General features: G+C 41.1%; 6 protein-coding genes and 2 pseudogenes. 6 read left to right on the forward strand and 2 right to left on the reverse strand.

Translation table 11 applies throughout. The features are described 5' to 3' along the window. Window positions 1-559 precede the first annotated feature (559 nt). The 5 genes and pseudogenes from AC58PV_RS28065 to AC58PV_RS28085 all read left to right on the forward strand — a co-directional run bounded on the left by AC58PV_RS28065 (window position 560) and on the right by AC58PV_RS28085 (window position 3,473). Entirely contained in the window at window positions 560-982 is a 423-nt protein-coding gene (locus tag AC58PV_RS28065) for a DMT family transporter (RefSeq protein ID WP_497436018.1), read from the forward strand. Between the two features lie 39 nt (window positions 983-1,021). Further along, on the forward strand, window positions 1,022-1,732 hold the full coding sequence (locus AC58PV_RS28070; RefSeq protein ID WP_497436019.1) for a Crp/Fnr family transcriptional regulator: 711 nt from the start codon (window positions 1,022-1,024) through the stop codon (window positions 1,730-1,732). After that, window positions 1,729-2,196, forward strand: a complete 468-nt coding sequence (locus tag AC58PV_RS28075) for a DMT family transporter (protein WP_497436020.1) — start codon at window positions 1,729-1,731, stop codon at window positions 2,194-2,196. Before AC58PV_RS28070 ends, AC58PV_RS28075 begins: the two co-directional genes overlap by 4 nt. 103 nt (window positions 2,197-2,299) lie before the next feature. Then, window positions 2,300-2,875, forward strand: a pseudogene (locus AC58PV_RS28080) (MBL fold metallo-hydrolase). 49 nt (window positions 2,876-2,924) lie between these two features. Then, entirely contained in the window at window positions 2,925-3,473 is a 549-nt protein-coding gene (locus AC58PV_RS28085) for a GNAT family N-acetyltransferase (protein ID WP_497436022.1), read from the forward strand. A 668-nt stretch (window positions 3,474-4,141) separates the two neighbouring features. Here the strand turns inward: AC58PV_RS28085 and AC58PV_RS28090 are convergent. Together AC58PV_RS28090 and AC58PV_RS28095 are read right to left on the reverse strand one after the other, a co-directional pair. Beyond that, window positions 4,142-4,307, reverse strand: a pseudogene (locus AC58PV_RS28090) (helix-turn-helix domain-containing protein); the annotation flags it as partial. A gap of 21 nt (window positions 4,308-4,328) precedes the next feature. After that, on the reverse strand, window positions 4,329-5,825 hold the full coding sequence (locus AC58PV_RS28095; RefSeq protein ID WP_497436024.1) for an MGH1-like glycoside hydrolase domain-containing protein: 1,497 nt from the start codon (window positions 5,823-5,825) through the stop codon (window positions 4,329-4,331). A 139-nt stretch (window positions 5,826-5,964) separates the two neighbouring features. Here AC58PV_RS28095 and AC58PV_RS28100 point away from each other — a divergent pair, with 139 nt between their 5' ends. After that, window positions 5,965-6,885 carry a helix-turn-helix domain-containing protein gene (locus tag AC58PV_RS28100; RefSeq protein WP_497436025.1) on the forward strand — a complete coding sequence of 307 codons (921 nt, stop codon included), beginning with the start codon at window positions 5,965-5,967 and terminating at the stop codon, window positions 6,883-6,885. Window positions 6,886-7,378 lie beyond the last annotated feature (493 nt).

Consider the following 7,378-nt stretch of genomic DNA (forward strand, 5'->3'; position numbering starts at 1 on the left):
CGCCCGAGGAACGGGTAAAAGGTTTGAATTAAGTGAAGTGTTATGCATGATGGATAACGAACACTTCTTTATTCGAGGTTGTGTATCGTTAAGCGAAACTAATTTTAGGAAAGTTATGAACATTGGAATAATCTAGAATCATTAGATCTAATGCTTGGATGGTTTTCTACTATCTTGCGTAAAAGATGTGAGTTTTTTCAAAAAATAGAATTAAATTAAACTAACAGTTGAAGTGATCATGGAAGTAACCAAAATATATTGAATGCTCCTGTGGCATATTCGGTTGTGGTAGGCTTTTATTGATGTCAAACATAAGAAAGAAAGAAAGAAAGAAAGAAAGAAAGAAAGCGTAATTTGGGGTACTTAAGCAATCAACTTATAAAAAGCACATATTGACAATGGATAACATCAGATCAAAATGACAAACCACCTTCTCGATGTAGATATTAAATTGAATTATAGATTAGCTGTGGAATGTGTAAATGGGACATATGTCCTTTACCGTATCCTGACTTATCGTTAAATTGAAAACATGAAGATGAAGGGAGGAATATTAGAGATGAAAGGGGCTTTATATGCTTGTTTAGGCGGCGCTTTCCTGACTTTACAAGGCGCAGCTAATGCGAATATCGGCGATAGAATTGGAACATGGCAGGCGGCTACTCTTACTCAGGGTACTGGATTTATAGCAGCATTAATACTCGTTTGGTTGGTTGGGGATAAGTCATGGAGGAATCTTAAGCAGGTGAAGCCAGTATACCTATTTGGTCGGGCTTTCGCAGCTTTTATTCTGTATAGTAACATAACGGCGTTTCACCGAAATGGTGCAGCTTTAACTGTTTCGGCAGTTCTGATTTCGCAAATCATTGTAACTTTGATATTGGAGAAAATTGGTTGGTTTGGCTCAGTCCCACTTCGCTTGAGACCATTACAATGGATCGGTGTCGGGATAATGGTTATTGGGATCTTATTTTTAACTTAATAATGTACAGAATACCTGATATAAAGGTGGTGATTTTCTATGAAAGAGATCGTGGACACGAATCGAGTCAATCAATATCTCAGTCAGTTTGACTTGGGAAATGTTTTGCCTGAGGCATTACGACAACATCTAGCCCTATTTCGTTTTGAGTCGGATGAAGCACTTTGCCTCCAAGGCGAAGAACCCCAGTATATACATTTTCTTGTGAAAGGAAAGGTAAAAGTGTATACAACCTCAATGGATGGAAAAACATTACTAATTAATTTTACTATCCCGTTGGGTGTAATTGGGGAAATAGAATGTTTGAGAGAGAAAGAAAATCTCAATACAGTAACAGCTGTGACCCCTGTAGAGACGATCAGCGTTCATAAACGTTGGTTAAGCCAATATGAAAATGAAGTGTCATTTCTACGATTTTTGCTTGACATGATCACCCAAAAATTCTACTTAAAATCGCTATCGCTTAGTTATAATCTTCTATATCCAGTAGAAGTCAGGCTCGCCAGCTATCTTCTGTCTATTTCAACGAAAGACGTGATGGAAGCATATTCAGGTGTAAGCATTGCAAACTTAAAAGATACAGCGAATCTAATCGGTACAAGTTACCGACATTTGAACCGGCTCCTTCAGGAGTTCAGTCAATCAGGACTGGTTGAGCGGAGCAGAGGAACACTTATCGTGAAAGATCGAAAGGGTCTAATCAATGTAGCTGGCCGAAATATTTACGAGAATGGGGATAGTAAATCATGATTTGGGGCATTTTGATGGCTTTGGCGGCAGGCTCCTTAATAAGTGTTCAAACGATGTTCAACAGAAAAGTTAATGAAGCTGTGAGATCTCATTCTACGACGGCTCTAGTGCTTGGCATGGGATTCCTTGCTTCTATTAGTATGGGATTAATGTTTGACGGAGTCGTTTTTTTTTCGTTGAAACCTATGCAAACATGGTTCTGGTTTAGCGGTTTACTGGGGATTGGTGTTGTAACTTGCGTAGTAAGAGGGGTAAAACTGTTGGGACCAAGCTACGCAATTTCGATCGTCATGGCATCTCAGCTATTATGTGCATTATGGTGGGATTCCGTAGGTTGGTTCGGACTAGATAGGGTCCCTTTTATGATTCAAAAAACAATAGGAGTGACTTTATTAATCAGTGGCTTGATTTTATTCAGAGCAAAGCCCAGAACTCTTTGTTCAAAACAGAAGGAGAGTAATTAGAAGCAAGCAATTACTAAAAGCCACTGCAATGATATTATCTAAATTGGGAACATTTAATTATAATAAGTTATGTCAATCGTTTGTTTCATCAATAGGTATATGCATGAGTATTTATCATCTACTCGAAATCGAATTTGAGTATAACAGACAAAAACAGGTCAATACCCCGATCCTTCTTCAAGATGAGTGCGATATAATTCTTATTGATTGCGGATATTCCAATTTTATTTCTCTTCTTGAAGAAGCGGCTAACCAGCACAACGTTACTCTCGGTTCGATTACACGATATGGACCATATTGGATCGCTCGCTGCTTTGAAGCAGTTGTACCCACACATCCAAATCATCGCACACGAGCTGGAAGCGCCTTACATTGAAGGGGCGAAAAAGTCGTTGCGACTTGAACAGGCGGAATCAACGTTAAATGCATTGCCGGATGAAGGTAAGCTCGCCATCGCTAATACTCAACACACACTGGATCTGGATGAGGCAATCCACTCGGTACAGCGATTGCTCGATTACGACATGAGCAGATTATTTGCTATCATGGAGGTTTATTTCATGGCGATATACAGCAAGAGCTTCAACAACTAATTCATAATATAAGTCATAAAAGATCTGTACTCGTTAAGCTCCCTGATTCGTTATATAAGCGGGGGATTACTAGACGCTTTTGTTGAATGAAAGATAATCACCCTCAACTGTCTTTGTGAAGGAGATAATGGATTAATGAGTGCCCTTATAGGTGATAAAATATATTTACGTGAATTCAATTTTTCCGACTGGCTAGATGTACATAAATATGCATCGCAGGATATCGTTTGTCGTTTCCAACCTTGGGGACCCAACAATGAAGAACAGACTCAAGCATTTGTTAATCAAATTATAATAGACTCTAAAAAAATACCTAGAACACGTTTTGTTTTTGCGATTATCGAGCAAAGTACGGAAGTTATGATTGGTGCGGGAGAATTTAATATAAGAAGTGAAACAAATAAAAGTGGCGAGATCGGCTACATCGTACATCCTGATTATTGGGGTAAAGGTATAGCTACTGAAGTTTCAAAATTATTAGTAGACTTCGGCTTTAAGGAATTTCAGCTTCATAGAATTTATGCAACGTGTGACCCTAGAAATATTGGCTCTGCTAAAGTTCTTACAAAATTAGGTATGACACAAGAAGGAAGATTGAGGGACGCACTATTAATCAAAGATGGATGGCGCGATTCCTTAGTATTCAGTATCTTAGAAGCTGAGTGGGATAGGATTTCACCATAAGGGTATTGAGCTATCATAGTTTTTTGATTTTTATCTTGATAATTTCCAATAAAGTTGTAGACTGGCCGCGGGCATTAAGCTCCCTCGGAATAATTTGATTTCCTCACGCACAAGCTCGCGTATTCGCAGGATTTCATCCTGTAGATTTCGATGAAGAATGGAAAATTGGGAGAAATAAGATCCCCTGCCTCTCCTAAAACACCAGCTAGAGCAATTGAACTTATTCCAGTAACGGCAAAGATTTTGTCTGAATAGGGAATACGTTCAACAACGTCTTTGGCTTCTTTTTCGATCCTCTGCAGTTGTTTAGTGGCTAAGTCATGCTCCTCAAGGAGTTGCTCTAGATGGAGTTTGAAAGCATGTGTTGCTTACTTAAAACCAACAGTTTTCTTAGCAAAATTGATGAGTAGATGAGCTCTACGCACACCAGAATGCCTCTTCATGTTCTTCTTGAGATAATTTAAATGAAGCTAGCAAGTTGGGAATCCAACGGTCGATGGACTTAAAAACATCCTCGACGTTACTAAACACTAAAGGATTACCAAGAGCGACACCTCGAAAGTTAAAAGGTTTCTTTTTGTCCGCTGCTGTTTTGTTAAAACACAAAAAACCACTCAGAGAGTATGAGTGGAGATAGTTTTAGAGAAATGTAACTCAAATCCATATGATTATTCATCATCCGTATAAACTAGGTCAATAATATTCACGAATATCCGTAATACCAAGGGATTCAGCGATGCGCTCATTGTGCTGAAAGTTAATGTATTGCCGTTTGGCGTTAGATAATTTACTTAGGGCAGCGTGCCTAATGTCAGTAACTCTCTTGGGGCTTCTTTTTGTGTCGTTGAATCGATATCAAATTAGCATCAAAGTTTCTTTCCCGCCGTCCCATTTTACGACAAGGGTGACAGGAACATTGGATTCCGCAATGATTACCGGCTTTTCCTTCGGAGAAGTTCTCTTCTCACAGCGGAGCTGAAGGATACCGTTGTTTCCGTAGGGGTATCTGGAAATACCATGGGCATCCAGAAGCCTTACATCCCATTCAAGGGTATCATTGGGCACATCCGGTTTCAGGCCGAAAACATATTCGAAAAGAACGGCGACTGGCGGAAGCCCGGACCATCCGACGAAATGCGGCATGGCAGGGTTTCCGGGAGCCGCTTTCTCAGGGGAATAGTTCTCCCAAAGAGTACCTGTGGTCTCATAAACCTTCAAGACATAGTCTAAATGCTTTATTGCAATCTCATGAGCCAAAGCGTCATCCCCGTTTTTATGAAGGCCTTTCAGTACCATATAATTGGTTGGCGCCCAAACTCCGCCTCTCCAGTAGCCGCCATCCTCTTTATACTCAGGATGATCGGCGGATAGAGTTGGGATCGGATGGGGACGATTAAACTCGTTTTCGTTGACCAGATGGGAGATGAACCTGACCATTTGATCATCCGGCACGATATCGGCGTGCAAAGCCCAGTAGGCCCCGATGGACTTGACATGGTTCAGCTCCCCGCTTTTCCAGAGATCGTAGTAAAAGGCACTGTCGGGATCCCATAGCTTACGGTTCACGAAATCTGAAAGTAAGGCAATTTCTTCCTCGAACTCCTGCATCTCCGGTCTTCTGCCGATGACGTCGCTCATCTTAACGAGCAATTTCGCGCTTAGAATCTGCTGGATGCAGGCATCTACCCAGACCATGTGCCCGTGGGAAAAGGATTCGTGGTAATTCTTTTCCAACCGGGGGGTGTTGTCCATGCCGCAGCCCCAACCAGAGGACCAATAGCTTCCGTCACTCCAGGTTCTAAATTCCTTCAACCACAAGTGATAAGCGGCCAATACAGGAAACACCTTTTCCAAGCGCTCCTTTTCCCCGTAATTCAAATAATATTCCCACTCCGTAAAAGGCAGGATATTCGGTCCTGTGCTGACCACGTCAAATCGGTGAAACCGGTCCTTGCCGTCGATCTCGTTGATCTCCCGGCAGATAAAACCGTCCCTGTGCTGCTTGGCATACAGGTTGTCTAAGGTCTTTTGAAAATCAAATGCATGCTTTCCGTATCTCGCAAAGAGCAAGATAAAACTGGAATCCCACATAAATAGGCAGTTGTTAAAGGCGGTGTCAATGTAGTTCGTCACGAACCCATTTTCGGGCATCGGTTTTTTTAGATTTTTAAAAGCCAGCTCCCAAGCCTTCCAATAGCAGGAAATGGCAACATCATGGCCTTCCCAAAAGGGTTCAGGCAAAACCTCCTTCACATTCTCAAAAATCGGTAGATCCTCCTTTTCCGCTGCCATCTTCAAAAAGACATTTTCCTTTACGAACTGGTTATCCACATACATATCCAAATAGCTCATTATCTTCAACCTCTCTATTAATAAATCCAATATTACTGCATGTTAACATAACTGCAATGTAAGTATAATGTTGATAATGGATTTAAATCTCACATTATAATATACAATAATCCTACCATTCTGTTAAAAGAGGGATAAAATGAAAAAAACTAAAGCACTGGTTTATGAAGGACCGTCGGAAAAGCCTGATTTTCCGGTGCGGATCTCCTACAACGACTCCCGAAATGTGATGCATGATTCGGACCGGCTCGTGTACTGCCATTACCATGATGAATTTGAATTCAATTATGTCATAGAGGGAAGTATCGTAATGGAGATCGATACCAAACTCATTCGCGTCTGTGCGGGAGATGCCGTCATCATCAACGGTAAAGAGATCCATAGCGGTTATTGCGAGAACGGGGAGCATTGCCGCATGTTCGGAATCATTTTCAAACTCGACATGTTGTGCAGTCATGAGCCGGACGCCTGCCAAAGCAAATATCTCGATCCGTTCCTTTGCGGACAGTATAAATTCCCCTCCTATATTCAGAATGTACCCGGTTGGCAATCGAAGGTGATATCCGAAATAGTTCGCATCGTGGAATCGCTCCAGCAACAGCCCTTCGGATACGAATGGAAAATTAAATCCAGTTTATTCTCCATTATGGCTGAAATCATTGCAAACAAAGCATTTCTTACCCATAACGGGCAGAAATGTTTGCTCAATGAAAAGCTGGACAGGTTTCAAAAAACCATTGCATATATACAGGAACGATATAACAGCCACATTACTATAGAAGACCTTGCAGGGGTTGCGGGGATCAGCGTGGATCATTTTTATAAATTTTTTAAGCAGATATCAGGGGAATCCCCTGTGACTTACGTCAACCGCTATCGGATACGGATGGCCTCCAACCTGTTGAAGTACACCGATTTATCAGTTCTGGATATTGCCCTCCAGATCGGCTTTGATAATGTCAGCTATTTTATCAAGACATTTAAGAAGTACACGGGCTTTACGCCAAGAGTATGGAGAAAAAAATCGGGATGGTGGCTTACAACTGAACCTTACAATTAGGGGGGAGGGAATTTCGTTGAATTGGCTGACTGCACTTCGTCGGCGAAACAAAAATATTTCGCGAGCAGCACGGCTGCGTACATATTTTATTGTTTTCCCTCCTTGCTATATTAGCAATAGTATGGATGTGGGTTGTTATCGTGAATTTGATGCTACAAACAGTTGTAACTGACACAACAAAGCCCCTTGTAGACCATGCCGACACACGCTGCATCTTTAGATATACCAAAAGAGTATGTTCTTGAAAAAATGTAAAACAGAAAGTTAAGGGCTTTTTACTCTCAGTATGTAGAAGCTCTTAAATACACAGATGATCAAGGAAAATAAAGTGTGTTAGTGGAAAATAGAGTTCGTTAGTAGTTGTTCACTTTTGTGAACAACATTTTTGTGCGACGGGCAGTCGCAACTTTAGCGCAAAAGCGTTATAAGTAACGAATACAAACGACGATGACGTTACCTTGGTAAATACGAGTCGAGAGTTTGGAAAGTTATT

The sequence above is a fragment of the Paenibacillus sp. J22FR83 genome (assembly GCF_059691955.1).

Coding starts and splice junctions, on each gene's coding strand:
- AC58PV_RS28075 (WP_497436020.1), top strand. CDS start 1,729: ATGATTTGGGGCATTTTGATGGCTTTGGCGGCAGGCTCCTTAATAAGT.
- AC58PV_RS28070 (WP_497436019.1), top strand. CDS start 1,022: ATGAAAGAGATCGTGGACACGAATCGAGTCAATCAATATCTCAGTCAG.
- AC58PV_RS28085 (WP_497436022.1), top strand. CDS start 2,925: ATGAGTGCCCTTATAGGTGATAAAATATATTTACGTGAATTCAATTTT.
- AC58PV_RS28065 (WP_497436018.1), top strand. CDS start 560: ATGAAAGGGGCTTTATATGCTTGTTTAGGCGGCGCTTTCCTGACTTTA.
- AC58PV_RS28100 (WP_497436025.1), top strand. CDS start 5,965: ATGAAAAAAACTAAAGCACTGGTTTATGAAGGACCGTCGGAAAAGCCT.
- AC58PV_RS28095 (WP_497436024.1), bottom strand. CDS start 5,825: ATGAGCTATTTGGATATGTATGTGGATAACCAGTTCGTAAAGGAAAAT.